General features: G+C 65.2%; 25 protein-coding genes, 2 tRNA genes and 2 pseudogenes. 15 read left to right on the forward strand and 14 right to left on the reverse strand.

Annotated features, from left to right (window positions below; translation table 11 throughout):
- Window positions 1-104: 104 nt before the first annotated feature.
- Entirely contained in the window at window positions 105-1,508 is a 1,404-nt protein-coding gene (drmB, locus tag ACFDTH_RS03510; protein WP_375286123.1) for a DrmB family protein, read from the reverse strand.
- An 810-nt stretch (window positions 1,509-2,318) separates the two neighbouring features.
- Here drmB and cas3 point away from each other — a divergent pair.
- Window positions 2,319-4,880, forward strand: a complete 2,562-nt coding sequence (gene cas3, locus ACFDTH_RS03515) for a CRISPR-associated helicase Cas3' (RefSeq protein WP_375286124.1) — start codon at window positions 2,319-2,321, stop codon at window positions 4,878-4,880.
- A gap of 3 nt (window positions 4,881-4,883) precedes the next feature.
- Here the strand turns inward: cas3 and ACFDTH_RS03520 are convergent.
- A tRNA-Leu gene (locus tag ACFDTH_RS03520) sits at window positions 4,884-4,967 on the reverse strand.
- A 111-nt stretch (window positions 4,968-5,078) separates the two neighbouring features.
- On the opposite strand from ACFDTH_RS03520, the gene ACFDTH_RS03525 reads away from it, so the two are divergent.
- Window positions 5,079-5,169, forward strand: a tRNA-Ser gene (locus tag ACFDTH_RS03525).
- A 147-nt stretch (window positions 5,170-5,316) separates the two neighbouring features.
- Window positions 5,317-6,147, forward strand: coding sequence for a tyrosine-type recombinase/integrase (locus ACFDTH_RS03530; protein WP_375286125.1), 831 nt, complete (start codon window positions 5,317-5,319; stop codon window positions 6,145-6,147).
- A 38-nt stretch (window positions 6,148-6,185) separates the two neighbouring features.
- Here the strand turns inward: ACFDTH_RS03530 and ACFDTH_RS03535 are convergent.
- Window positions 6,186-6,542, reverse strand: a pseudogene (locus tag ACFDTH_RS03535) (AAA family ATPase); the annotation flags it as partial.
- Window positions 6,543-6,618: 76 nt separating this feature from the next.
- Between ACFDTH_RS03535 and ACFDTH_RS03540 the strand changes: the two are divergent.
- Window positions 6,619-7,194 (forward strand): hypothetical protein, encoded by a 576-nt coding sequence (locus ACFDTH_RS03540; protein ID WP_375286126.1) that lies wholly within the window; start codon window positions 6,619-6,621, stop codon window positions 7,192-7,194.
- 124 nt (window positions 7,195-7,318) lie between these two features.
- Here the strand turns inward: ACFDTH_RS03540 and ACFDTH_RS03545 are convergent, their stop codons facing one another.
- The 5 genes from ACFDTH_RS03545 to ACFDTH_RS03565 all read right to left on the reverse strand — a co-directional run bounded on the left by ACFDTH_RS03545 (window position 7,319) and on the right by ACFDTH_RS03565 (window position 10,394).
- The gene (locus ACFDTH_RS03545; protein WP_375286127.1) at window positions 7,319-7,828 is read right to left on the reverse strand and encodes a DUF4411 family protein; all 510 of its coding nucleotides are present in this window, start codon (window positions 7,826-7,828) and stop codon (window positions 7,319-7,321) included.
- A gap of 149 nt (window positions 7,829-7,977) precedes the next feature.
- On the reverse strand, window positions 7,978-8,559 hold the full coding sequence (locus ACFDTH_RS03550) for an integrase arm-type DNA-binding domain-containing protein (RefSeq protein WP_375286128.1): 582 nt from the start codon (window positions 8,557-8,559) through the stop codon (window positions 7,978-7,980).
- The gene (locus ACFDTH_RS03555; protein ID WP_375286129.1) at window positions 8,556-8,900 is read right to left on the reverse strand and encodes a tyrosine-type recombinase/integrase; all 345 of its coding nucleotides are present in this window, start codon (window positions 8,898-8,900) and stop codon (window positions 8,556-8,558) included. Before ACFDTH_RS03555 ends, ACFDTH_RS03550 begins: the two co-directional genes overlap by 4 nt.
- A 63-nt stretch (window positions 8,901-8,963) precedes the next feature.
- Entirely contained in the window at window positions 8,964-9,836 is an 873-nt protein-coding gene (locus ACFDTH_RS03560; RefSeq protein WP_375286131.1) for a tyrosine-type recombinase/integrase, read from the reverse strand.
- Between the two features lie 201 nt (window positions 9,837-10,037).
- Window positions 10,038-10,394: an HNH endonuclease gene (locus ACFDTH_RS03565; RefSeq protein ID WP_375286132.1), complete on the reverse strand. Its 357-nt coding sequence runs from the start codon at window positions 10,392-10,394 to the stop codon at window positions 10,038-10,040.
- Between the two features lie 271 nt (window positions 10,395-10,665).
- Here ACFDTH_RS03565 and ACFDTH_RS03570 point away from each other — a divergent pair, with 271 nt between their 5' ends.
- The 7 genes from ACFDTH_RS03570 to ACFDTH_RS03600 are packed head-to-tail and all read left to right on the forward strand — an operon-like array spanning window position 10,666 to window position 15,276.
- Window positions 10,666-11,181, forward strand: a complete 516-nt coding sequence (locus ACFDTH_RS03570; protein ID WP_375286133.1) for a hypothetical protein — start codon at window positions 10,666-10,668, stop codon at window positions 11,179-11,181.
- Window positions 11,182-11,207: 26 nt separating this feature from the next.
- Window positions 11,208-12,008, forward strand: coding sequence for a metallophosphoesterase family protein (locus ACFDTH_RS03575; RefSeq protein ID WP_375286134.1), 801 nt, complete (start codon window positions 11,208-11,210; stop codon window positions 12,006-12,008).
- Window positions 12,005-12,631: a dTMP kinase gene (gene tmk, locus ACFDTH_RS03580; RefSeq protein ID WP_375286135.1), complete on the forward strand. Its 627-nt coding sequence runs from the start codon at window positions 12,005-12,007 to the stop codon at window positions 12,629-12,631. Before ACFDTH_RS03575 ends, tmk begins: the two co-directional genes overlap by 4 nt.
- Window positions 12,628-13,548: a hypothetical protein gene (locus ACFDTH_RS03585; protein ID WP_375286136.1), complete on the forward strand. Its 921-nt coding sequence runs from the start codon at window positions 12,628-12,630 to the stop codon at window positions 13,546-13,548. Before tmk ends, ACFDTH_RS03585 begins: the two co-directional genes overlap by 4 nt.
- A complete protein-coding gene (locus ACFDTH_RS03590; protein WP_375286137.1) occupies window positions 13,545-13,883 on the forward strand; it encodes a MazG nucleotide pyrophosphohydrolase domain-containing protein in 339 nt (112 codons plus the stop codon). The genes ACFDTH_RS03585 and ACFDTH_RS03590 overlap by 4 nt, the downstream gene beginning before the upstream one ends.
- Window positions 13,880-14,833, forward strand: a complete 954-nt coding sequence (locus ACFDTH_RS03595) for a thymidylate synthase (protein ID WP_375286138.1) — start codon at window positions 13,880-13,882, stop codon at window positions 14,831-14,833. Before ACFDTH_RS03590 ends, ACFDTH_RS03595 begins: the two co-directional genes overlap by 4 nt.
- Before the next feature lie 5 nt (window positions 14,834-14,838).
- Window positions 14,839-15,276, forward strand: a complete 438-nt coding sequence (locus ACFDTH_RS03600; protein ID WP_375286139.1) for a cytidine/deoxycytidylate deaminase family protein — start codon at window positions 14,839-14,841, stop codon at window positions 15,274-15,276.
- Between the two features lie 49 nt (window positions 15,277-15,325).
- On the opposite strand, the gene ACFDTH_RS03605 is transcribed toward ACFDTH_RS03600, so the two are convergent.
- Both ACFDTH_RS03605 and ACFDTH_RS03610 read right to left on the reverse strand, forming a co-directional pair.
- Window positions 15,326-15,790 (reverse strand): very short patch repair endonuclease, encoded by a 465-nt coding sequence (locus ACFDTH_RS03605; protein WP_375286140.1) that lies wholly within the window; start codon window positions 15,788-15,790, stop codon window positions 15,326-15,328.
- Window positions 15,742-16,833: a DNA cytosine methyltransferase gene (locus ACFDTH_RS03610; protein WP_375286141.1), complete on the reverse strand. Its 1,092-nt coding sequence runs from the start codon at window positions 16,831-16,833 to the stop codon at window positions 15,742-15,744. Before ACFDTH_RS03610 ends, ACFDTH_RS03605 begins: the two co-directional genes overlap by 49 nt.
- Before the next feature lie 224 nt (window positions 16,834-17,057).
- On the opposite strand from ACFDTH_RS03610, the gene ACFDTH_RS03615 reads away from it, so the two are divergent.
- The 3 genes from ACFDTH_RS03615 to ACFDTH_RS03625 are packed head-to-tail and all read left to right on the forward strand — an operon-like array spanning window position 17,058 to window position 21,378.
- The gene (locus ACFDTH_RS03615; protein WP_375286142.1) at window positions 17,058-17,570 is read left to right on the forward strand and encodes a hypothetical protein; all 513 of its coding nucleotides are present in this window, start codon (window positions 17,058-17,060) and stop codon (window positions 17,568-17,570) included.
- Window positions 17,567-20,281, forward strand: coding sequence for a phosphotransferase (locus ACFDTH_RS03620; RefSeq protein ID WP_375286143.1), 2,715 nt, complete (start codon window positions 17,567-17,569; stop codon window positions 20,279-20,281). The genes ACFDTH_RS03615 and ACFDTH_RS03620 overlap by 4 nt, the downstream gene beginning before the upstream one ends.
- 44 nt (window positions 20,282-20,325) lie before the next feature.
- Window positions 20,326-21,378 (forward strand): hypothetical protein, encoded by a 1,053-nt coding sequence (locus ACFDTH_RS03625; protein ID WP_375286144.1) that lies wholly within the window; start codon window positions 20,326-20,328, stop codon window positions 21,376-21,378.
- Between the two features lie 380 nt (window positions 21,379-21,758).
- On the opposite strand, the gene ACFDTH_RS03630 is transcribed toward ACFDTH_RS03625, so the two are convergent.
- Together ACFDTH_RS03630 and ACFDTH_RS03635 are read right to left on the reverse strand one after the other, a co-directional pair.
- Window positions 21,759-22,238: an RES family NAD+ phosphorylase gene (locus tag ACFDTH_RS03630; protein ID WP_375286145.1), complete on the reverse strand. Its 480-nt coding sequence runs from the start codon at window positions 22,236-22,238 to the stop codon at window positions 21,759-21,761.
- Window positions 22,235-22,669, reverse strand: a complete 435-nt coding sequence (locus ACFDTH_RS03635; protein WP_375286146.1) for an antitoxin Xre-like helix-turn-helix domain-containing protein — start codon at window positions 22,667-22,669, stop codon at window positions 22,235-22,237. The genes ACFDTH_RS03630 and ACFDTH_RS03635 overlap by 4 nt, the downstream gene beginning before the upstream one ends.
- A gap of 532 nt (window positions 22,670-23,201) precedes the next feature.
- Between ACFDTH_RS03635 and ACFDTH_RS03640 the strand changes: the two genes are divergently transcribed.
- The gene (locus tag ACFDTH_RS03640) at window positions 23,202-24,161 is read left to right on the forward strand and encodes a hypothetical protein (protein ID WP_375286147.1); all 960 of its coding nucleotides are present in this window, start codon (window positions 23,202-23,204) and stop codon (window positions 24,159-24,161) included.
- A gap of 21 nt (window positions 24,162-24,182) precedes the next feature.
- Here the strand turns inward: ACFDTH_RS03640 and ACFDTH_RS03645 are convergent, their stop codons facing one another.
- Window positions 24,183-24,548, reverse strand: coding sequence for an NrsF family protein (locus ACFDTH_RS03645; protein WP_375286148.1), 366 nt, complete (start codon window positions 24,546-24,548; stop codon window positions 24,183-24,185).
- Window positions 24,545-25,083: pseudogene (locus tag ACFDTH_RS03650) on the reverse strand (sigma-70 family RNA polymerase sigma factor). Before ACFDTH_RS03650 ends, ACFDTH_RS03645 begins: the two are co-directional and overlap by 4 nt.
- Window positions 25,084-25,249 lie beyond the last annotated feature (166 nt).

A 25,249-nucleotide genomic window follows, 5' to 3' on the forward strand; every position in this document is an offset into this window, starting at 1 on the left:
CCTACCCAAGGTTGTGTCCCCGCGGACGCGGGGACCCAGTCTGGCCTCCCGCCTACGAGGGAGCACACCGAGTCCGCAGTGACTCACACTAACTGAACCGATTCCTATCCACCATTGAACAGCGCCGCCCCCGTCACTGACACCGTCGCGCTGACCAGCGCCCGGTCGAGGTACAGGTTGCGCGCCTCGCAGCTGGTCTCCGCAACCAGCAGGCAGGCGTGGCAGGCGGCGCCGCTGAGCGCACGATCGTCGGCATGCGCGTCGGGATCATGCTCGGCGCAGATCGGATCGCCCGAGCAGAGCGCCAGCTTGTCGAGCGCGCGCTCGGCGATCGCCCCCAGCCGCGGCAGCACCGCGATCAGCCCGCCAAGCGTGCCCTGCGCGCCGGTGCTGGCGGTGTAGAGCAGCAGCCCGAATCGCTCCGCCTCCGCGTCCACCAGCGCGTAGATCCGCTCCTTGAGCGCGCTGGCGGGATAGCCGCAGTCGAGCGCGATCTCGTTCATGAGCGCATGGCTAAAGCTGTGGATCGCATAATAGCCGAGCCCCGGGAACTGGAGCTTGTCGGCGTAAGGCTGCCCCGCCCGCCAGCGTTCGTAGCCGTCATGCAGCGCGTCGAGCCGCCTTGTAGCTTCCTCGCGCGCGATCCACGCCTTGAGTCGGTCGACGTCGAAGCGCAGGAACAGCCCCTCGCCCAATTGCTCCACCGCGGGCAGCCAGTCGAGCTCGGCGGCCAGCGCAGCGCCTTCCACGGCGAGGTACAGCTCCTCCAGATTGCCGTCGATCGCGGTGGGCGCCGCCTCGAAACGGGTAAAGCCGTAAAGGCAGGAGATCTCGCGCAGCCGGTGCACCGCCACGGCCGCAGCGATCGGCGCCAGCCGCGCGCGCTCGCCGTCCCATTCGGTGCGTTCCAGCGTGCGCGCATGAAGCCGCGCGTCGGGCGCGTCCGAACCGACCTCGGCAAGCCCCGAGGCGAGCAGGTCATATTCCGCCACCTTGGGCGCCTTGGCGACATTCTGGTGACCGGTGAGCCGCAGCTGGCGCACCCGGCCGAGCACCGCTTCGTCGTCCCATCCCTCCAGCGCGGCACGCGCGGCGGGGTTGGAGCGGCGGGCGGCGGCGACCTCGCCGGCATTGTCGGTCCAGCCAAGCGCGTCCATGTGCTGCTCGACCAGCCGGGTCAGCTCGTCCTCCGCCGCCGGCAGCGAAATGACGGTGAGCACCTGCGGGAAATAAACTGGCTCTCGATCGCATAGCGTCCGCCGCCGGCGGGTGCGGCATGATGCGCCTCGTCCAGGATCAGCAGCGATCGCGCGCGGAAATCCTCCAGCACGTCGCGCAGGCCCGCGACATAAGCCTCGTCGCTGATCAGCGCGTGCGACAGGATGAACCGGGACCCCGCCGACCACGGGTTGGCGCCCCAGCCCCGCCGCCGGCGCAGGTCTTCCAGGTGGCGCCGATCGACGATCTCGAACGACAGACCGAATTTGGTTTGGAGCTCGTCGCGCCATTGCACGGTCATCGCCGCGGGGGCGAGCACCAAAGCGAAATCGACCCGGCGGCGCAGCAGCAATTCGCGCAGCACCAGCCCCGCCTCCACCGTCTTGCCGAGCCCGACATCGTCGGCGATCAGCAGGTTGACTCGCGGCAGACGCAAGGCCTTGCGTAAGGGAAGCAGCTGGTAGGGATCGAGGCGGATGCCGGCACGGAACGGCGCCTGGAACAGGTCCCGCTCCGCCGCGGTGGCGGTGCGCCACTTCACCGTGCGGAGGTAAGCGGAAAAGGCACGCGGATCGTCGCCGCCGCCCAGCCCCAACGTCGCCCACGCCTCCTCGTCGCGCAGCCGCGCATCGACCTCGGCGCCCCACAGCACCCGCGTGGTCTCGCCGCCGGCATCGTCATCGACACAAGCGAGACGATGCCCGTCGAACGGCGCCTCGGGCTCGTCCTCGACCAGCCACAATCGACCGCGCAGCGAGACGAACTGGCCAACCTTGGGCTGGGGAGAGTCGGCCATTGCCGAAGCTGCCGCGGCTAAAACTGTGGAGAGCCTGCTACAGGTTCAAGGACACATCCCAACTGCGAATGGCCCACACCGATCATCACCCCGCCCCCTCATCCCTTTGGCAGCGGGGTGAAAGCCGTGGCAGACGCCGACAATAAGAGGTTCATCCGTTTGACGGGCTATCTTGCTTGTCCAGCCCGCCAAACCCGGTTGTTGCATCCGCACCGGATAGAATCGTGATCTCGATGACCAGTTCTGACGTGCGCGCTCCTCAGTCCTGCGGCAGATCGCAGATTGGGAAGGGGGGGGAATAACTATGCCACAGTTCGAAGGCAGCCGGCCATGGGCCAAGCTGATCCGCGATCAGGACGACCATGTCACCGCCGCCCTGCCCCTGCTCGACCACGCGCTGGACGTCGCGGCGGTGGGAGAGGCGTTGCTGGCCGGAGGGCTCTGGCGGAAGGCCCTTGAGACTACAGCGGGTCGCGCGCTCGCGGCGCAGGACGTCGCCCGGCTGGTCGCGCTGATGGCGCTGCACGACATCGGCAAAGCCAATGCCGGCTTCCAGGCCCGCTGGAACGACAAGGCGGAGAGGATCGGCCACGAGCCGCAGGTCGCCGCGCTCCTCAAGGACGACCGTCTGAAGACCACGCCCGCAGCGCAGGCGCTGCTCGGCATCCAACGCGACTGGGGCGCAGCGCCGCTCATTCCCGCGTTGTTCGCCCATCACGGCCGCCCGCGCGAAGAGTTCCGCGGCCCGCCCGAGACCGGCGGGCGCAATTTGACTTGGCAGAAGCACGTACAGCACTGGCGCGTCAAGGACGGCTTCGATCCCTGCGCCGCCGCCGCCGACGTGATCGCAGCCGTCCGCGCGCGCTACCCGCAGGCATGGGGGGACGGCCCCACGCTTCCGTCCGAACCGCGCTTCGTCGCCATGTTCGCTGGGCTGGTGGTGCTCGCCGACTGGCTCGGCTCGGACACGCAGCGCTTTCCGGTCGGCGAGCCGCATGGTGAGGCGCGGGAGGCCCTCCGCGCCGAAAAGGCACCCGCCGCGGTCGCCGCGCGCAGCCTCACCCCGCTCGATACGCCGGACGGCGACTTCGCGGACGCCTTCCCCTTCCCGCCCCGGGGCATCCAGCGCGAGGCAGCGGCGGACGATCTCGGCCCGGTCGCCTTGTTCGAGGCCGAGACCGGATCGGGCAAGACCGAGGCCGCGCTGTGGCGCTGGCTGGAACTGCGCCGGCAGGGCCTGGTCGACGGCCTGTTCTTTGCGCTGCCGACCCGCTCGGCGGCGGTACAATTGCACACGCGCGTCCAGCGCCTGCTTGACCGCGTGTTCGGCCCGAATGTGATCGAGGCGGTGCTCGCCGTCCCTGGTTATCTGCGTGCCGGCGATGCCGAGGGCCAGGCGCTGCCCGGCTTCGAGGTGCGCTGGGACGACGGCGGCAGCGACGCGCGCTGGGCGGCGGAGCGGAGCACCCGCTATCTCGCCGCGCGCGTTGCGGTGGGCACGATCGATCAGGCCCTGCTCGGCGCGCTGACGGTGAAGCACGCCCCCGTTCGCGCCGCCGCGCTGTCGCGAAGCCTGCTGGTCGTGGACGAGGTCCATGCCTCGGACGCCTATATAGGCGCGGTGCTGAAGCGATTGCTGACCAACCACACGCAGGCGGGCGGCCACGCGCTGCTGCTCTCCGCCACGCTCGGTGCCGACCTGCGCACGCGCCTGCTCGGTGGCGCGGTACCGGACGTTGAAGCTGCGGTGGCGACGCCATATCCAGCACTTGCCGGATCGGATGCCGCCCCGCGCCAGGCAACCGCGGGCGGCACCCGCGTCAAGGCCGTGCGATTCGAGATCGCCGGCGATATCGCCGATCCCGATGCGATCGCTGCCCGTGCGATCCAGGCGGCACGCGCGGGGGCGTCGGTCCTTGTCGTGCGAAACAGCGTCAAGGGCGCGGTGGACGTTGCTCAGGCCGTCGCAGTGCTCGCCCCCGAACTCGCCTTTCACGTCGGCCTGGAAGGTCGCAGAGTAGCGACCCTCCACCACGGCCGCTTCGCCCCCTCCGACCGCAAGCGCCTCGACGCCGCAGTCGAAGCCGCGTTCGGCAGGAACCGCACCGCGCAGGGCCGCGTCCTTGTCGGCACCCAAACGCTCGAACAGTCGCTCGACATCGATGCCGACCTTCTGATCACCGATCTCGCACCGATGGACGTGCTGCTCCAGCGCGCGGGCCGTCTCCATCGCCATGACCGCGACGATCGCGACGCGTTTGCGCATGCGCGTGCGATCGTGCTGACACCCGCCGGGCGCATCCTGGCCCCTTTGCTCGGCTCCGTCCCCGAGCGCCATGGGCTCGGCCCAATGGGCGACGGCGGCGGGGTCTATCCCAACCTCCTCCAGCTCGAGGCGACGCTGCGCGTGCTTGAGGACACACCCGAGGTCTCGATCCCAGCCGACAATCGCCGGCTGGTCGAACACGCGCTGCACCCCGACATGCTGGGGAAGATCGCAAGCGCGCTCGGCACCGCCTGGCAGAACCACGCCGCCGAGTGCGCGGGGATCGTCTTCGCCGATCGCCAGACCGGCCAGACGCTTGCGCTCGACCTGTCGAAGCCGTTTCGGGACCTCGTCTTCCCCGACATGGACGAGACGGTCGCCACCCGTCTCGGCGCTCGCGACCTGCTGGTCGATTTCGAAACGCCGCTGCCCGGCCCGTTCGGCGAAGCGGTGACGCGCCTCTCCATTCCGCGCTGGATGGTGGGCGCGATCGCGCCCAGAGATGAGCCCCGATCGCTCGGGCCGTCTGAGGACGGCGAGATGTTCGAGCTGGGCGGGCGCCGCTACGTCTATGGCCGTTGGGGCCTTGCCAAGATGTAGGACTGGTGCGGGCGGTCGGACTCGAACCGACAAGGATTGCTCCGGCGGATTTTGAGTCCGCTGCGTCTACCATTTCGCCACGCCCGCACGGGCAGGGCCCGCATAGCGCGCGCGCCCGCAAACGCCAACAGCACTCGGGCGCCGCACAGCGCTTGCCTAACCCGCGGCGCCCCGCTAGGCGCGATCACCCAGCGATGCGGAGCGGTGGCCGAGTGGTCGAAGGCGCTCGCCTGGAAAGTGAGTATACGTCAAAAGCGTATCGAGGGTTCGAATCCCTCCCGCTCCGCCACTTACGCCCTTTCTGGGCCTTCTAAAATCCAGTAAAACCCGCTAAAAACAGCCAGTTCTTGGCTGTTGGGGCGTCCGCTCGCATCCGCAGCTATCCACCCGTGCCCACCACGTCTGGTGGGACAAGTTGTGGGACTGGAGAGGTGTCATGGGTCAGCTGACTGCGATGAAGATCAAGGCCATCACCGAGCCGGGCCGATACGTGGACGGAGACGGACTCATGCTCCGGGTGACGGACGGGGGCGCAAAGAGCTGGTTGGTTCGCGTCCGCATCGATGGCAAGCGTAGAGACATAGGCATTGGCTCGCTGAAGGTGCTGACCCTCGCCGAGGCGCGGGCTAAAGCAACCGAGCTGCGGCGGCAGATTGCTCAGGGCATTGATCCCATTGCCGAACGCAAGAAGGTCGAAGACCCGGTCCCCACCTTCCGCGAGGCTGCGACGCTCGTGCACGAGGAGCACAAGGCCGCCTGGAAGAACGGCAAGCATCAGGACCAGTGGATCAACACGCTGACGACCTACGCCTTCCCCAAGCTCGGCGACCGGCTGGTCAATGACATCGAAGGGCCGATCATCCGCGACGTTCTGGCGCCAATCTGGCTAACGAAGCCCGAGACCGCGCGGCGGGTTCGCCAGCGGATCGGTGCCGTCCTCGATTGGAGCTATGCAAAGGGCTATCGCCCGACCGAAGCACCGATGCGTTCGCTGTCCAAGGGCCTGCCCCGACAGCCCCGCAAGGACGGTCATTTCGCCGCCATGGCGTTCACCGACGTGCCCAAGCTGATCGCCCGTTTGCGCGAGCGATCGTCGGTGGGAAGGCTCGCCATGGAAGCCCTGATCCTCACAGCGGCGCGCTCCGGCGAGATACGTGGCGCGACTTGGAGCGAGGTCGATCTGGACGCCGGCATGTGGACCGTACCGGCCGACCGGATGCCCTCGCGCTGCATGCCGCGCAGCGAGCGCTTCAGGTCCTGCATCTGACGGCGCACCGGCCCCGCGCCGAACTGCCGATCGCTTCGCAGTGCGTTTCGCTGAACCGCGACCGTTTCGGGCAGGTCGAACACGATTGCGACGGCCAGCGCATGCCATTTCTTGGCCAGCGCGATCAGACCCTTGCGGGATTGCGGCTGGACGTTGGTCGCGTCGACGACCGTGAAGCGCCGGTTCTTCAGGCGCTTCTCGATGACGGCGTGAACGAGATCGAACGCGTCCGGCGTGGCTGATTGGTCCGTCTCGTCGTCGGCAACCCACCCTCGTGCGCGGTCGGACGAAACCACCTCGGTCGGGAGGAAATGCTTGGCCGCGAAGCTCGACTTGCCGGTGCCGGAGGCACCAACCAGCAGCACCAGTGCGAACTCGGGAATCTCAATGTTCATCGGGTGAAAAGCCGCGTCGACGCGAGCGCGGCACAACGCCGGTTGCGGAGCTCCGATCGAGCGCTAAGGTTATCGGATGATCGACATGCCTCAAGTTCCCCCGCCTGCGTATGAACAGGTTTTGACGCAAAAGCTTCTGCAATGCGGCCTGCGGAATGGCGGCTTCACGGTCAAATACGAGGACGAACTGCAAAGTATCGAGATCGTGATCGATAAAGAAGCAGGGGCTTCTGCTGAGAACCTTGAGTGCATCAGGCAAGCTGCCGGTCATGAGATCGTCACCTTCAAAGAACCCGAGTTTCGGCAGGTGTATCAGGATCGCGTGTTCGAGGCGCTGAAACCAACCATGCTTGCGGACTCCCGAGCGGAACTCCTAAAGTATGGCGTCCTCGACGGCTTCCCTGAACGGTCAAAGTTCGGTTCTGACAAGTTATTTGCCGAGGCACTAGAACGGCAATGCGGCATGAAGCCGGGCTCGTTCTTCGTCCAAAGCCAGTTGGGCCTGATTGGTCAGCCTAAGCTGGGTCGTCAAAACAAGGCCGACGAGGATAGGATGTCCTGCCTCATGGCGGCGATTATGTATGTTAGCGCAAAAGGCGAGGACTTTAAGTTCGGCTTCATAGGCAATGAGGCATTCGCTCCCGAAAAGTAGGTAGTTCTACCATCGTGAATCGATGGCTGCTTCCTATCCGAAAATATGAAGAGCTGCGGTTCGCCTGCCTACCACGTTCCGCCATCCTGAAGCATTGTGACCACCCCTGGATCGCATCGCGAAATCAGCCGCGCCACCCCGTTCGAAACCGAAGCGCCCGAAGCATGGCGAATGTGTCGCAACATTGGCCCCCTGCGTCGGCACAGACGTCCGGTATCCTCCGGTTCTGCCGCTGTAGCCTCCGCTTGGACACTTCGGTGGTGACGACGCAACGATCACCAGGGGCGGCTAGCGCGTGGGCGATTAGAAACGGATCACGGCCGATCGCTTCCAATTCGTCATCCGTGAGATCGTCGGCATAGTGATTGACGACCTGCTGGACCAACTCTGGTCGAACATCCTGGTTGAAGAGGATCGCGGCTTTGTGGGTATCGTCTTGTATCCACGCATAAAGAAGGTCGCGATCGGCATCGGTGCCACCGTCTCTAACCTCTTCGAGCGTTTCCAAGGGCATCTTGATCTGACCGGCATTACCCTGGTGAACCAACCATTCCCAGAATTCCGGCACCGCATCGACCGGGTAGTAAAGATGATGTGCGGTTATCAGCACGTTCGCGTCGAGCAGATACACCACGGGTCAGGCGCCTTGCTCTAGCGGCAGGGCAGCGCCGCTTAGGAGCGGATGGACGCTGCGGGGCTTAACACCAAGCAGCTTGCCGGCTCGGGTAGGGGTTAGCACCCCCTCGCTCATATTCCGCGCGACGAAGTTCAGCAGCGCCGCGCCTAGCCCCAGCTCTCCGCCTTGTTCAGCATCGCGGCGAGGATGCCGAGCGTCCGGTTGGCAGCGCCGGGGCCGGTGCGGTTGTTCAGGTCGGCGAACCAGTTCGTGACGTGCGCCTCGTTCAGCTCGTCGATGAACACGCCGGGGAAGGCGCGATCGAGATAGAGCTGACGATACTGGGTTTGCGTCTCGTAGGTCGACGGCTTCCACTTCGGCGACCAGCGATCCCAATACTCCTTAAGGAAATCGTCAAAGCGCGGCGCGGACCGGATGCGCTTACGATCCGTGGCCGGATCGAGCCCCACCTGCGCATAGGCCAGCACGCGCCGGGCGACGATCGTTGCCTGATGCCGCGTGATCACGGCGGCGGAGCCGATCGTCACGGTCCGCATCCGCCCTGCCATCCGGGTCTGGACGATGTAGACGTTACGACCCGTGGCATAGTGGCGAATGCCGAACCCGTGCTCGATACCGAGCCAAGTCGTCGTGCGCGGCTTTCCTCGCGGCAGTCGCAGGTGAACAACGCTGGCGCCAACCTCCGCCAGCGCGTCGGCTACCACCTGCTTGAGCGCGAGCGCGGTCACAGTCGCAGCCCTATCGCCTGCGCAAGCGAGCCTGATATCCGCTCTGCCGCGTCGCCGATCACGTCATCAGACAAATGGGCGTATTTGGCCGTGGTTTCCGGAAGCGCATGCCCCAGCAGCTTGCCGACGGTGGCGAGCGGCACGTTGTCCATGATCGCCGTGGACGCGAAGCTGTGGCGCAGATCGTGGACGCGCACGTCGGGCAAGGCGCACGTGCGGCGGAACCGCTCCCACCAGCTTTGGAAGGCGAGTGACCCAGTGCCGCGCCTGTTCGGAAAGACGAGCGAGCAACCCTCGTGCCTCCGCACTCCTTCGAGCACCGCCAGCGCCTGGCTGTTCAACCAGATGGTCTTCTGCCCGGTCTTACTGTCGGGGAGGGCCAGATGCGGCGGCTTGACCCACTCCTATCTGAGATCGCGTATCTCGCTGATCCTCGCGCCCGTATAGAGCAGCAGCCGAACGATCGCGACCTCGCCCGGGCTAGACGCCTCCGCTTCGCGGAGTGCCGCTCCGATGCGCCGATACTCAAGTGGTGTCAGATAGCGTTCGCACGGCGGGCGCTTGTAACGGGACATGCCCCGGCAAGGGTTCGAGCCCTTGCGGCGGAGGTGAAGCTGTTCGGAATACTTCAAGAGGGACGCCAGCACCGGAAGGGTGCAGTTGAACGTAACTTCCCGTCCACCCGCCAAGCTGTCTCGCCAGCGGAGCACGTCTGCCGGAACGATGTCCGCAACTCGGATCGCGCCGAACACGGGCAGCAGGTCGCGCTTCCACGCGCCAAGGTTCCGCTTCTGCGTCGAAGGTTTCCAGTGCCGGGCGATGTCGCCCCAGTAGGTCTCGACGAAGTCGCTGAGGATCGGCGTGGCCTTGACCACCGTCCGCTTCGGCAGGCCGTCGAGCGCCACCTCCGCGAGCAGCCGCCGTGCCTGCGTGCGCGCTAGCACGGCGTCGACATCGTCGGTGCAGCCGAGCGTGATCCGTCGATGCTTTCCGCGATGCCGGAGGCGGACGAACCAATAGTAGCGCCCGGTCGGCCGCACTCTCAGGCCGAACCCTGGCAGCTCGGTATCCCAGATGCAGTATTCAGAGGCAGCAAGCGGCAGCTTCCGCCGCGCGAAGTTGCCGTCGAGAAAGGCCCGGCGACCGGGCTTGTGCCGGCGGGGGACCATAAGGCCATCATCACTAGCAGAACTGGCCTCGAAAGTCGCGCAACCCTGCGGATTTGGTGGGACCGGTTGGCCATCGACAGCACGCGATCCGCTGAGCGTCGCCAGCATCTCCTGCGCTGATTTTGCAGCACTTTCCCGCATAAACTGCGGCTTAGCCGCGTAGGGTGTGCTAGAATTTGCCCTTAAAGACGGCCGAGCTGGAGCCAGCTGAAGCCTCTCAATTAAGCCTTGCTGAGCCTCTCCGGGGGGATCGGCAGCGCCGCATCGAAGCGAGCTAGTTGGCCGTTGAGCGTCGCCGCGAAGTGACCTTCAGTGCTTAAAGCAATGCTCCCGATGCCACTCTTGGAAGTGCGGGTGAGGACGGTCGAGGGGGCGGATGGTTGGCAGGGCGCGACCGGTCCGATTGATCATCGCCCGCAAGCTATCAGGGTCGTTCGCCTGGCGAGATACGAGGATCTCGAGGTCGTCAGAGAGGCTGATCAGCCCCCGATTAAACACCCAGTGCACCGTGCCCGATAGCGCCAGCCCATTGGTCACGATGTCCGGACCATTCGCCTTAACCGGCCGGATATGAGCGGCTTCGGCTTCAGCCCGGCCGCCGCCGTTGATGATCCGGAGCCCGGCAATCGCGCAACAAGGCGAAGCGGTAAACGGGCGGTGACTCATCCCAACACCAGAAATTTCGGACGCTCGTCTCCGTCCCAGCTTCGGACGTCATTCAGATAAGGACCTAAACGGCATCGCGCTTGCGCGGACTCGCCTGCGCTGCGCAAGTCGTCGCTCCTCGTCTTGGCTGACTGCGGTCGCGCCGTATCCGTCGATGTTGCGCCCGTCACCCCGACAGAGTGCAAACGCCTGGAAGCATTCGACCGCAGCCGGGGCGAACGATGGTCGGTTGCCACCACATGGCCGATCGCCTAGCTTGGGTCCGGTTCTAATGACAATTTCGCAGCGCCTCGACGACATCCGAAATGCGCTCGGCGACCGCAGCGCCGCAGCGGCCTCGGCCGCAGCCTCGCTCACCAACGGTGAGACAATCGGACTGCTCGCCCTCGTCCTTGCCACCGCGCCGGGCGTGTCAATCGCGACTCGAGATCACAGCGAGGTCGACGTGCGCGTCGGCCGCGCGGGCCACAGCACGATCGCGAGGCTAGGCGCGCCCGACGAACGCGCTCTCATCATCCTGAAGGACCGCGACGTCGCACTGGTCTCGGACGACCCGGCGCTGCGCTCTCTCTGGGGCCCGCCGCTCGTGCTTGAGACGCCCAGCCTGCTGCGCGGCATCCAATATGCCAGGGATGACGCCGACGGCTATCTCTACGCGCCACCGGGCGAGCGGACCAACGGCCTTCTCCGCCTCGCGGCCGAGTGGGGCATACCCGAAGACGTGCTTCTTGCCCTTTCGTCCAGCCGCGGCGAGATCGCCCGCGTGGACCGCCTTCTTGCAGCCTAAGCCGACCATCCATGCCAAACGTTGACGTGGTGCAGCTTTCCGACCTCCATTTCGGCGCGGGCAAGCAGAACGTCCACCCTGCGCACCAGCTACTCGAACACGTGGTCGCAGTCGTGAAGGAGCAGCAGAATTCGGTTGTGCTCGCCAGCGGCGACATCACCTACCAGGCCCTTGACGCGGGATATCGTGAAGCGACGCACTTCTTCGAACAGCTGCTCGATCGAACCGGGTTGGACCGTAGCCGCTTCCTCTTTTGCCCGGGGAACCACGATTGCCACGCCACTGGGCACTTCAAGGCGTTCGACACCTTCACCTACGGGATTCGAAGAGATAACGAGTGCACCTTTTCAGGGACGACCTGCCGGCTGCTGGCGATAGACGGACTGAACTTTCTTCTCATGAACTCGAGCCACCATCTCGACCATCGCTACGGCTTGGCCGACGTCGACGCGCTCGGCAAGCTGGCCCCGGCCGATCCCGCTAACTGTGTGGCGGTAATCCATCACCATCTGATCCCCACCGACAAGATGGACCCCTCAACGACCCGCAACGCGCACGAGGTGCTGTTAACGCTTGACGACAAGGGCGTTCCCATACTGCTTCACGGTCACCAGCATGTTGCGAAGGGAGTCGCGGTCGGCCGGACCCCGGTCAACGTCCTCGGCGTGAACTCCTTCAACTTTCACGTCCCGGGCGGGCAGAACGCGATCGGCCTGCTCAACTGGCGCGACGACGGAGTGAGCTTCTCACGGCGCGTCCTCTTCGACAGCGGCCTCACCAAAAGCAGTGCGCATTATAAAGAGGTCGACCGGGTGACGATCCGGTGAAGCCTCTGTTCATTGTCTTCGAAGGCCTCGACGGATCGGGTACCAGCACGCAGTCGAGGATGCTCTGCGAGTACCTGCGGACGGAGCGCGGGCAGAAGGTACAGCTCACGGCCCAGCCGTCAGGCGGTCCGGTCGGACAGATGATCCGCAGCGCCCTGTCGGGCAGGTTGCGGTTCTCGGCGGATGAGGCGCTCTACGATCGGCAGCTGGCCCACCTCTTCGCCGCCGATCGGCACGACCATCTCTGGAACGACACTGATGGAGTCATGCGCCTGCTCGAACGCGGCGAGCACGTGGTCTGCACCCGCTACTTCTTCTCGTCATACGCTTATCATTGCCGGACCGAGGACGACATCGCCTTCGTCCGCGCCCTTAACGCCGACTTCCCCGATCCCAACGCCGTGATCTTCATCGACGTCGAGGTGGACACCTCGGCCAAGCGCCTGGCTGAGCGGGCGAGCCTCGACCGGTACGAATCCGAGGAGAAGCTCGTGCAGGTCCGGGCCGCCTACGAGCGAAGTTTCGATCTGTACAACGGCCCTCTGCTCCGCATCTCGGGAACCGAGGCGCCGAGCGCGATCCACGCGCGGGTTGCTTCCTTCGTCGAAGGACTGCTCCGTTGAGCCTAGATGGATACAAGGAGTGCTCGAAACTCGCCGAGATCGCCGATCACGTGGCGCAAGTCGTGACGGAAACCGGGAAGCCCTGGGTGGCGAACCTGTGCGTGAAGGTCAGCTTCCCCGCCAAGCTACTATCCAAGCCGGAACTGCTCGATGCGGCCGAGAGGGCTAAACTATGGCAAAGCGTGGCGACTCCGAAGGAGCTGCACTTCTCCCACGGGCAGTTCCTAGGGGACGAAGGGATCACCCACGTTGCGGATGAATTGAAGCGGAAGCCGGACAGCAACCGCGCGCTCGCCTCGCTGATCTCCACCAGAGACATTCTTCGAAGCGGGGACGAACCGCTGCCCTCGTTCCTCACCTTCCAGTGCATGATTGACGGCACCACTCTCTACGTAACGGTTGCCTATCGAGCTATGGAGGTCACCGACTTCTTCCGGATTAATCTGGAGGAGATCAGGATGATGGCCTTTCAGGTCTACAGGAGGAACAACACCGTCGAGGAGGTCGCTCTGTGCCTGTTCGTCACCCGAGCATACGCGAAAAAGGGGATGAACCCGCTGGAGCGGTGCGAGATCGACCGCATCGACCAGGTCGACCTGCTCGACTTGCATCGTTCGAGGCTTCCGGAACTCCTGCGCGAGAAGGCGCGCCATTCGACCTATCCGGACGAGCAGGGCCTAAGGCAGCTCCTCGCGGTAGCGGGAGAGCAACGTCGCCCGGAGTATCGTCTTCCGGGAGCCAGCCCGGTTCTCAAGGCGAACCTGGAAGAAGCAGTGGCAGACACCCTGAAGCTGAAGGAGCTCCGCAAGAGCGCCTCGCACCATCGGCAGATCTCGGAGCTTGAGACGGACCTGAAGACGCGGATCGAGAAGATCGCGGACATGATCGAGGAAGCGCTGGCGAGGCAACCGAGATGACACTGGACGAGCTGCAGCAGTCGCAGGCCGAGTTCGATCGTGCCCATACGGCGTCCATCCCCTTTTTCGAGCCCATAACGGCGGACAACCTCCAGGCGCTCGAACACCTGCTCGTCTGCATCGCGGGCGAAGTCGGCGAACTCGCGAATGTCGTGAAGAAGGTCAGGCGCGGGGATCGCGGGCTGGAAGACGCGCGCCCTTCGATCGTGGACGAGACGGCTGACATACTCATCTACGTCGTGAAGCTCGCCAATCAGCTCGACTTCAGGCTGGACGACGCATTCAAGGACAAGCTGGAACGCAACCGGGAGCGCTTCCGGCGTTACGAAGCGTGATCGTCATCCAGGCGAACGACCTGGACGACGCATACCGCGAACTGCTCCAGCTGGTCCTGACGGTGGGCAGGGAGCAGCCCAGCCGCCTCGGACCGACCCTCGATGCCGGTCCCGTGGCGCTGACGATCGCGCCCGGGCCGGTGAAGCTCCTCACCAACCCGGGCCGGGCCGTTAATCCCGCGCTGGCGATCGTAGAAGCGTGCTGGATGCTGTCGGGCGGAAGTTCGGTCGAGCCGCTGGCCGCCCTTGCGCCCGCCTTTCTCGCCTTCTCGGACGACGGCGCAACGCTCGCGGGCGCATATGGGGAGCGCCTGCGCCACCGGTTCGGCTTCGACCAGCTCGCGGCCGTCGCTGACCATCTTCGCGAGGACCCGGACAGCAGACGCGCATTCGCGCTGATCGCCGAACCCGAGGACAGCCGTTCCCGGAGCAGGGACGTGCCCTGCAACATCGCGCTCATGTTCCGGATCGCGCACGAACGGGTGAACATGACCGTGGTGAACCGATCCAACGACGTAATCTTCGGCGTTCCCTACGACCTGTTCTCGCTGTCGCTGTTGCACTTCGCCGTCTGCCGCACGCTTGGACGCGAGATGGGCGAATATCTGCACATCTCGAACTCCATGCACATGTATCGAGCCAACGCGGATCTGGCCGAGCGGTCCGCCGTTGCCCCGCCTGCGCCGCTCTCGCCGACGACGGTCCAATCGCACGCATTCCTCGAAGCGCTGGTGGACAACGCCGCCGCGATCGAAAGCCTCGACTTTGACCGGATCGGGGACGGCCGGCTGCGCGCGCTTATCGCCGCGAGCCTGTCCGGCCGAGGGACGCGCGCCGATCTTACCGGATTCGGGCCAAACGACTGGCTCGGAGCGATGGCCCGCCGATGGGCAGGCCGCAGTCGGACGTCACGCGTCGCGGGAGCCGACTTCGGGCGCGACAACCGGTGACCCGCATGATTGAGATGATGGCGCTCGCCGCTCACGCAGCGCGGGACAGCCAAGACCCGAGGACCGCAGTCGGATGCGTCGTTCACCACCCCGAGCGCGGGGTGCTCGCGGTCGCGGCGAACCGATTGCCTCCCGGGCTCGCGGACACGGATCCGACGAGGCTTGCGGCTCCGGCGAAGTATCTCTGGATCGAGCATGCCGAGCGCGCCGCTCTCATGCTCGCCGCACGCGACGGGATCGCCACTGTGGGAGCCGCTGCCTTCGTGCATGGCGGGTTTCCATGCGCGGATTGCGCCCGCGCGATCATAGCGGCGGGCCTGGTCGAGGTGGCCTTCTCGCTCGCCCGGTCGCAAGTGGCTCACTGGGAGGACAGCTACCGCGCAAGCCGCGCGATGCTCACCGAAGCGGGCGTCCGCGTGACAGAGGTGGCGCAAGCGATCTGACGTGCTCAGATCTGCTCCGCCGGGCGGATCCGTCCGCCGTGCTGTTCCGCTAGCCGGCTGCTTCAGCGAGCGTCTGACGGACGCGGTCGACGGCCCCGCGGACCTGGGTCGCCCGCCGGAGCTCGCATTCCCAGATGGCGAGGACGCGCCAGCCAGACGCCTCCAGCGCGTCCTTGACGGTCGCGTCCCGCGCGACGTTGACCTCGAACTTCGATCGCCAGAACGCCTGGTTGCTCTTAGGCTCTCTGGTCCCGGCTGGGCAGTTGTGCCGATGCCAGAAGCAGCCGTGCACGAAGACCGCCAACCGCTTCGACCGGAACACCAAGTCGGGTCTGCCCGGAAGGTCGCGCGCGTGAAGACGGTAGCGGATGCCTTCCGACCAGAGCGCGCGTCGGAGCGCCATCTCGGGATCGGTGTCCCGTCCGCGAACGCGCGCCATCTGCTCCGAGCGAGTGAGCGGCCCCCTCAAGCGACCAGGGATAGCCTCGCCGCCTCGAGCTGGCGCATGGTCCACGAGGCGAATGCCTCGGCCAAGGGCACCGGCACGGCATTGCCCAACTGGCGGGTACTCTCCGTCCAGCTGCCTGGGAACGTGTAGCCGTCCGGAAGGCCCTGGAGACGCGCCATCTCGCGGATGGTGAAGTATCGGACGCCGCCCTCGGGCAGTCGGATCATGTTCTCGCCTCCCGGAACGCCGTGCATGCCCGCCTTGAGTGCCTTGGAGGGCTGGTCGAGATCGCTGCCGGTGTGTCCCTTGTACGAGCGGGCGCCGGGTTGAAAGACGTGGCAGTCCAGGCCCGACGGCTCTCCAAGCGTCTTCAGCGCGTCGCGAACGGTCCGCCATCGGAGACCTGCTGGCTCCACCGCTTCGCGCCGGAGCCTGGCGACTAGGCTCGCGTCCGTCGGCGAAATCCGGTCGTCACCCGGCTGGACGAGTCCATGCTCTTCCCAATAGCTGCCGCTGACCCACTGGTCCCACAGCAGCCTGCGGCGCGAGTGCGTCCCCTTGGGAAGGCTGACCTTCGAGACGACGTCCTTGCGAAAGCCGGCGACGATCACCCTGTGCCGACGCTGCGCCGCACCAAAGTCGGCCGCGTCCACCATGACGTGCAGGACCTCGTAGCCGGCGCGGCATGCCGTCCTGAGATCCGCCTGGATCGACGCGAAATAGAGTGCGAACGTGTCACGCATGAGTCCGCGGACGTTCTCGAACAGGAACGCCTCCGGCTCGATCTCCCGGACGGCCCGAATCGCCTCGGGCCACATGTCGCGGCTGTCCTTCTTCCCCGCAGCCAGCCCAGCCTGCGAGAACGGCTGGCATGGGGGGCCGCCGGCCACGACGTCCACGGATCCCCGCAGATCCCTCCAGTCGATCTTGCGCACGTCCTCCCGCTTAAGCGGCCAGTCCTTGACGTGGCGGACGCCCGCGTCGCGGTTGGCGACCAGGGTCTTGTTGGCATGGATGTTGGATTCGATCATCCGGACGGGCGCGAGCCCCGCCTCGCAGAGGCCGTAGGCGAGGCCACCGCATCCGGTGAAGAGCTCCGCGACCTTCATTGGGCGCGCCCTGCGCCGCACGGCCGCAGGCAAGTCGCGCGGCGCGCGCCGCTGCCGTCGGCCGGCGTTGATGCGTGTCGATGTCCCACCCTCACCCGGCGAATCGTAAACGATCGTCTGTCAAGTCTCAATCGGCAAACCGCTGCTTGCGCCACCTCACCGCAGGACGCATGACATGGCACCGCGCGGCGCACGGTCTAGGGAATCCTCGTTCTGGTTTATCGATGAAAGACCTGATCACCGCCGCCCTTGACGGCGTGAAGCTCAAGATCCTGGTCTTCGGACCGCAGGTGCATACCCCGTCGGGAGAGGAGCGAGTGGCGAAGCTGCAGGCCAAGCGCATCCAGATCCGGGAGCATCTGGAGGCCGACGGCCACATGGTCGCGTACGCGGAGGACTTGGTGGACCCCTCGATCGGGGTTCCCGGCGGCGACGCGTTCTTCCAGGAGCTGGTGATCATGCGCGAGTACGACATGATCGTGAACATCGTCGACCAGCCGGGTTCGATCGTAGAGGCCACGATGATCGCGATGAAGACCCACCTCGCGGCGAAGGCAATGCTCTTCCAGGACGCGGCCTACGCGGGCGGCCTCGTCGCTCAGGCATGCCGGACGGCTAAGGATCTGGGTGCCCACGTCCAGCAGTTCCAGTACCCGCAGGACCTCGACGAGTGCCACCTCCTCGGCCACGTCGCCGATCGCGTACGGCTCGTCCAGAAGATGAAGTACCTAGCGTGACCGACGGGTATCCGAACTTCCCCGACACCAACCGCACGATCGCGGAGAAGGCGGAGCTGCTCGCCCTCGTCGAGGCACCGGATCTCGAGGAGCAGCTGCGTCGACTTCGGTTCGACTGGAACGACGCGACAGTGGACCCGGACGCGCCGCTCGCCGGCCTGCTCGCGCGTCTCGGCTTCATCGAGCGCGCAGGCGGGTCCGCCTCGCTGAACCGCATGGGCGTCCTGCTGATGGCCCGTCTGCTGCTGCAGTTCGACCCCGAGCGGGACGGCGACGCGGCCTTCGGGTCGCTCGCGGACAAGTACGAACGCTTGCGGGTGCTGTCCTCAGGGCGGAATTCCATCGTCGTCGAGGCCACCCACAAGCTCTTGGGGACACGCTTCGTCCTGAAGCTGGTGAGGCCCGGGGCATCGGCCGACATGCGTGACTCCGTGCGCCTGCTGGCGCGGCTGGATGCGGACAGCGCCATCGTCGCGCCGGTGGATTTCCTGGCGGTCGAGGTGACGGACCTCCTTGGCCGTGCCGTCTCGCTCGAGTGCCTGGCGTTTCCGTTCGTCGAGGGCGTGACGTTCCAGGAGTTCCTGTCCCAGCCCCCGAACCACCTGAACTCTCAGGTCGTCATCGCCTTCGCTCGCCAGGTCGGCAAGGCGCTCGCCGCCCTGGAGCGGCTCGGCGCCTACCATGGCGATCTCCACGAGCGGAACATCATCGTCGATCAGCATGGGAAGCTCGGTCTCAGGTTCCGCATCGTCGACATATCCTACGACGCCATGGGAAGCCTTTCGGACGTCGTCTGCAGGAACAACGACCTCTCCAACTTCAAGCAGCATGTCTGGCGCCTGCTTAGCGCGCAGCGGTCGTCGATGCCGAATGTCTCCCTTCGCAAGTACATCGGCACCCGCAACTTCCTGCGCATCACCGAGATCATGTCAGAGAGGGTTTCGAGCTTCGCTGCCGTCTGCGCCACGCTCGAGAGCGAGGCCGCGTTCGAGGCCTTCCAGGATGCCAAGGCGAGGTTCTTGGCGGAGCGCTTCCGCACGCCCGTGTCGTTCAGGCTGCAGCGCTACGAGGAGCTGACCGATCCGGCGATGGCGGTCCGCCTCTTCGTGCCGCTCGAGCAGCTGATCGAGAAGATCCGCGACTTCGCGAATATCTACGTCTCGGGCAACCGCGGATCGGGCAAGTCCACCTACCTGGCCTCGCTGGCATTCTTCCCGGAGGCGGAGTCGCTCGTGGTCGACGTCGAAAAGGCGTTCGGCGTGTACTTCCCCTGCCGTCAGGGCGAGTTCCGGCCGCTCGCAACGCGCCGGACGTGGACCGCCGAGCAGGACCGGCGGCTCGTCACCAATTTGGTGGTAACCAAGGTCGTGCGTCGGACGCTCGAACTGGTCGCAGCAGGCGTTGTGGCGGGCAAGCTCAGGCCGGCGGCGTCGCTCTCGCGGCTGCGCGACTTCGTCGGAGACTTCGTGCCCGCGCCCGGGCTGGTCTCGGTGGATCCTCTGATCCAGTCCGAACTCGATAACCTCGTGTCCACCATGGTCCGGGTCGAGATGGACGAAATATCGGCGCTCGCCTCCGACAGGCCCGCAACCGGCGAGCGCGATGGGCTGACACTTATCCGCTTCTTCTCGGAGGTCCGCGACACCTTCCCTGATCTAGCGCGCGCGCGATTCCAGCTGCTCTTCGATGACGCGGGCGTACCGTACGTCCCGGCCAACGTCCAGCGCGTGCTGAACGACCTCATCCTGTCCTCGAACCCATTGTTCTGCGTGAAGCTGTCGGCCGAGAAGCTGACGTTCGACTTCGTGAGCTCGCAGGGCAAGATCCTCGAGGAGGGTCATGACTACCTCGAGCGCGACATTTCCCACATCCTGTTCATCGGCTCGGGACCGGGCGGCCTCCGCCGCGAGGACCTGGAGCGGTACTTCAGGCGCATCATCGAGCAACGCCTCGACTATTTCGGGTTCCGAAGCACCGACATCACCTCCTATCTCGGCGACGAGCAGATCAGCATAGACAGGTTGCTTCAGCTGCTCGCCCACCAGTCGAAGCAGGCCTACTACAGCGGCTGGACGACCGTCTGGAACATCGCGGACAGGACGCCCCGCAACCTGCTCGAGATCGTCTCCGAGATATTCGCCGTCGCCGGCATCGAGCCCGGCAAGGACGCTCGCCTCGTCGAGCCCCGAGACCAGGACCGGGCTATCAAGACCATCTCTGAGAAGCGCCTGGAGTCGCTGAGCCAGATACCGGGCGCGATAGAGCTTAACGGCCACCGCCTGAGCCTCGGACGGCGCCTGTTCGAGGTGACCTCGGCGATCGGCTCCACCTTCCGCCTTTATTTGCGCACGGCGCGCGGCGGGAAGCGGGCCCGGCAGCACCTCGCCATCGAGCGGAATGACATCGGCGACCTCTCGCCTGACGCCGAGGCGGTGCTCCGGCGCCTGGTCACGTTCGGAGTGCTCGACCAGACCAAGGTCGCCTACGCGCGCGATGACAACATGAAGAAGCCTCTCTACGTCCTCAACCGCATCTACTGCCCCGCCTTCAAAATTGGATACCGGCGCGACGATCATCTGCGGCTGTCGAAGGGCAGGCTGGAGCAGCTCCTTCTCTCCCCCGAACACTTTATTCGCGACGGGACGCGGCGCCTACGCGACAAGGACACCGAGGAGGCCCCCGACCTCTTCCGATACAAGGACCTGCCGTGAACGGACGACCAGCGCCCGGCTCGGCGCCGCCTCCCTGGAGCGCTGTGGAGGAGATCCCGTCCGTCTCCGACCTCACGATGACGCTAGACGGGATCGTCCTGGCCGCCGGCTTCGAGGACAGGGCCTACGCGGCGCTTGAGCGCAGCCGCTTCAGGCCCGACGCGCGCTGCGTCCTCATCCGCTTCGTGAATGCCGTGCCGGGCAACGGCCAAGTGTTCCGCCGCTATCGCGACGCGGCCCGGGAACGTTTCGCCGAGGGTGCGATCGACGTGGTGGACCTCCGGCATGACGACCCAGCCGCCATGGAACGCGACCTGGGCCAGGTCCTCGGCCAGCTGCCACGGGCCACCCGTCACCTGGGGCTCGATGTGTCCGGACTGCCCGCCTACGCGACCTGCATGGCGCTGAAGGCGCTTCGGACGAAGAGGTCCGAGAACCCTCTGACCGTGCTCTACACTGCGGCTCTCGAATACAATCCCGCCCGTGCCGAGTATGATGAGCTGATCGCGGCGGCCGGTGACGAAATCGAGCTGATACCGCACTCAATGGCGCTTGAGATGGACCAGAACCTCCAGCTGGATTCATTCTCGGGATACCGCAGCCAAAACGCCAAGACCTGCCTCGCGATTCTCGCGGGCTACGAGGCGCACCGGGCGAATGGAGTGGTGGAGGAGACGAACCCGTCCCTTCTTCTCCTCTTCTATGGCCGTCCCGGTGATGCGAGCCTGAACTGGCGTCTCGACCTGTCGCGTCGCCTGCACCGAAAGTTTGAGAAGGCGCGTCGGACCGCGACAGAGACCGTGTCGACGCTACGGTTCGAGGAGACCATGGCGGCGCTGGAGCACTACTACAACTATCTCATAGACGACTACGACCTCGCGCTCGCTCCGCTCGGCTCCAAGATGCAGACGGTCGCCGCCTATCTCTTCTGGGAACGCTATAGTGAGACGCAGCTGATGTTCCCGACGCCAATCGGATATGATCCTGGCCGCAGTCCGAAGGGCGCCGGCAGCACCTATGCTACCACCCTAGAGCCACGATCCCTCCTCTTCAGAGGATCGTGGCGCGACAGCATGGCCGAGTTTCGATCAGATTAGCGTGAGCTAAGTACGAATAGAGGGATTATAAGCACTGAACCAGTAACATCGGATCTTTATCACTGCTATCATGCACTATGCCAAAGCGGGCGTAGCGAGCGAACTAGCACTTCAGGCCAGGCGCGCGTCTTCTGCGCTCCTTTCGCACGCGAGCCCTCTGTGAACTCACTTAAGCAAATGTGTTGTTCCGCGCTCTAAAGTTTGAAGCCGCCGTCTCGCTCCCCCTCCGCCAGCGACGCTGTCGGGGGCGGCGCATGAACGAACGTCTATTTATCGGCGGGAAGCGTCCAAAAGCGGCCATTCCGCTCTTCACTCAAACCGGCGTTTGGACCAAGATTTTTGGAGACCCATGTCCGCTGCGGAGCGCGTATAGCCGTTCTTCAACCGTACAGCCGCTCGTCCCACCATACCGGCTCCGGCAGGTCATAGGAGATGTCGGAGGCATCGGCGTGCGCCGGGTTGATCAGGATGTTGCGTTCGAGCCGCGCGGGGATGGACGGCACTAGCAGGAGCGCGGTCCGCTGCTCCTCGTACCAAGCTGCGCCGAACGCCTTGCAGATGCTCTCGTCCTTGCCGTCCCAACCGGGATGCGCGGCGGGCTGGAAGACCTCGTAGCTGGTGCCGTTCGGGATGGTGATACGGATGTAGTGCTGGTTGGGGGGCAGCACGCTGTTGGCGTGGACGAGCTTCTCCAGCATCGCGGTCGAGTAATGCTTCGACGTGTAGATGATGGGGCTTGCCGGCGTGTTCCAGCGGCCTGGGTACAGGCGCGCACCCTCGCTGTCGTAGATGGGGTGGGCTCCATCCGGGTCCCCGATGCGGAAGGCGGTGAGGACGCGGTCGGTCTTGCCGCCCTTCACGCGCCGCCGCCGTAGGCCGCCCGCCCCAGCAAGTTGATGACGAGGTCGGCGCCGGGGCCGGTGGCGAGCGCCACATCGAGCGGCGGCTTGCCATCTAGCATTGGGTGCGGGCGGGTCAGGAACTCACGTGCCTTCTCGGGCGCGTGGTAGATGTCGAGTGCGAAGCTGAACACCTTGGCGAGGCGCGCGAGCCGGTCGCCTTCCTCGCTGGTCAGCCGCTTGGAGGGCGACTTGCGCCGACGCTCCAGCGTTGCCTTCGGGATCAGGCGAAACTTGAAGCGGGCGTCATCGGGCGCCACTGTGTCGGCCAGGCGGTCGAGCGCTGTCACTGGTAGGCCATCCTCGATGGAATAGGCCAAGGCGAGCCGGGAGGCCTGCTTGCCTACCGGCACGCCCAATAGCGCTTCGATCGATGCGGGTTGCGTAGCCATGCCGTTCCTCGTCTCACGTGATGCTAATTTATGCCTCATGTGAGGTGCAGGCAAGGCTGCTCAAGCTCGGTATGACGAGCGGGGATCTGAGGCGCACGCGAGTGGATGGCGGCGGATTATCTTCGTACGCGGTGGGAAAGATTGTGGGCTAGCCGCCAAGCCGCTTTGTGATTAGCCAACTCTCCCAGCTAGTTAGCAGGAACTTCAGGCAACCTCCCGCTCCGCCATTTCTCCTTGATTTCTACTGCGCTTTCTTTCCCGCGGCGGGGTCGTACCCACTCTTATGCCCATTTGAGGTGCCGGCTCCGCGCGAATGCCAGGCGGCGCTGGCGCACGCCTTGTGCACTTGTCTGACGACGAGCTCGCTTGACGCAGAAAGCACATTTGTACGGATTGCGCTGTGGCCCGCAGATCATGCATATCGGACCAACCCGTCCAAGAAAGCGGATACCGCTCCGACTCACCAAGCCGCTTTGAGCCAATCCAATTATGTGCGCTCGCGCGGTCCTCGGCGCTTTTCAGCTTCGGTCACTTGTTAACCTATGAGCCGAACCCTGATCGCCTTCGCCAGATGGTGGAAGTTGGAATTTTCTCGTCCTTCCAAGGTCACGCGTGGAACGGCAATATATGCCATTCTTGGACTGTTCATCTGGTATGGGCTAAGCGCGCCGCAACGGATTATCTGAGCGAGACGATGACAGTGCGCGCGAATTTCGGCTGGGGTCTGCTAGGCGGACTGGCTCTCGCCATGTCTGGCTGCGTCACGCCGCCCGCTCCCGTGCAGCCGCCGCCCGTTGTCGCGACGCTGTCGCCGCCGCCCCCGCCGATGCCGGCGGGTGGCTATATCGGCATGAATAGTCCGACCCAGCGCGCTGACGGCACCTATTTCACGCCCAATCTCGACAATACCGATCAGGCCGCCGTGTGGCATTTGCGGAACGCATTGAACGTCGCTGCGCTCGGCTGCGACCAGGCCGGTGGCGGAGTCGTGGAGGCTTATAATGCGTGGATCAGAACGCACGCCGCCGTGATCGATCGCTACTACCAAGCCTATATTCAGGAATGGCAGGCGCCCGGCTGGTGGGACTGGCAGCGTGTCTATGACGACAATCAGACGCGCATCTACAATTTCTACGCGCAGCCAGCGATGCGGGCGGCCTTTTGCGCGGTGGCACGCGTGGAGGTCGCGCAGGTCGGTCAGGTTGCCGATGCCGACCTACCGGCCTTCGCCCGAGCGGCTCTGCTACGGCTCGACCGCCCGTTCGTCGAATTCTACGCGGCATTCGACGCCTGGCGCGATTATTATCAGCCGGCGCCTCCACCGGTGGTTCCGCCCACGTTGGTGCGAACCATCGACGTACCCATCGTGGTGACCCCGCCCGCCGCGGTCGCGACGCTGGACGCTAATGACCAGGTGGCGGCCGCCACCGAAACATGGTTCGCGCCTGCACCCGACGACGCCCTGGTCCCCTCGAACCCTTCACCTCAGTAACAGGTCACAACCCCCGGCACGTCAGTGGCAAGGGCGAAGCGTATAACCAATGACCTTGACGCGCTCCCGGGGGGCGTCCACCTCGACCTGTGACCTCGAAAAACACGCTTTCTCCCCGCCTCGCCCGCTAGCTTGTTGTGGTGGTTTTGATACAGACTTGGCCTGTCCGTTTTCGGCGGAAGCTGACTGGTAGCTTCGCGGTGGAGCGACCCAGGCGGACATCATGGCGGCCCCAAAGTCCGTACGAAGTCTCATCCAGAAGACCACCAGCACGGCCGAGCCGATCGCGCCGAGGCCTACGCCGATCGCAATCCTGAGCGTCACCGCCTCCCGGCGCACGGGGCGCGTGTCCCGCGCGAGTTGCAGGATCAGATCGTCGGTGTTCATCGCGACCCTCCCTGAACACGCGCCATCAGGGTTTTCAGGCCTCGATGGACGGATATCTTCACGTCCGACTCGCCGATATCATCAGCCTGCGCCGCTTCGGCGACACTGAGTCCCTCGATCGGGGTGGCCCGGATCATGCGGGCCTGCTTGATCGGCAGTTCGGCGAGCAACTGGCCGACATCAAGCTGTGCGATGGCAGCGGCCTCGAAATCGTCCGCGACCAACATCTCCTCGAGCGTGTCGATGGGGAGCAATCGGCGCTGCCGCCGAGAATGATCGACCATCTTGTACCGTGCGACCGCGAACATCCACGCCGTGAAGGCGCGTTGTCGATCATAAGTGCCGCGGCGCGTGTGAACGGCAATCAGGGTTTCCTGCACCAGATCCTCGATATCGTCGTCGGAGCCGCGCATGCGACGCCGGTAGAAACCCTGCAAAATCGGAACGAGCAGACGCAGCAACGCGGTGTGGGCATGGTATCGCCGTCCAGTCCATCAATCATCAGTCGGCGCAAGAAATCTTCGCTCGTCCGCATTCATGCTCCTCTCCCGTCAGTTCGGCGGCGTCACGCCAGGGCTACAAAGCTCTCGAAGTTCTTTTCTCTACCTTCGATGTAACGCTGACAGGCCGGCGCACGAAACATCCGTCGTGATCCGGGCTTCCCCGCCTCCTCCCCGGTCACCGCGCGGCCTGGCGTCTAG

Source organism: Sphingomonas sp. (assembly GCF_042096255.1).
Taxonomy (GTDB): domain Bacteria; phylum Pseudomonadota; class Alphaproteobacteria; order Sphingomonadales; family Sphingomonadaceae; genus Sphingomonas.